Consider the following 205-nt stretch of genomic DNA (forward strand, 5'->3'; position numbering starts at 1 on the left):
CAATGGCATTGCATTTTCCTTAACGGATTACCTTCAATTGGTGGATGATACCGGCCGAATCATTCGCAATGATAAACGTGGATGCATCAGCGAAAGTAGCGCCAAGATACTGAACAGATTAAATATTCCCCATGACAATTGGCTCAAATTGACTACCGAGTTTGGTAAGCTATTTCATGGTCCAGTAGGCACATTACAAGAACTG

The 205-nt window shown here is 42.0% G+C and carries 1 pseudogene; it reads left to right on the top strand.

Annotation, left to right across the window (positions count from 1 at the left end):
- A pseudogene (locus tag L976_RS23575) lies at positions 1 to 205 on the top strand (transposase); the annotation flags it as partial.

This window comes from Shewanella sp. ZOR0012, assembly GCF_000798835.1.
Classification (GTDB): Bacteria; Pseudomonadota; Gammaproteobacteria; order Enterobacterales; family Shewanellaceae; genus Shewanella; species Shewanella xiamenensis.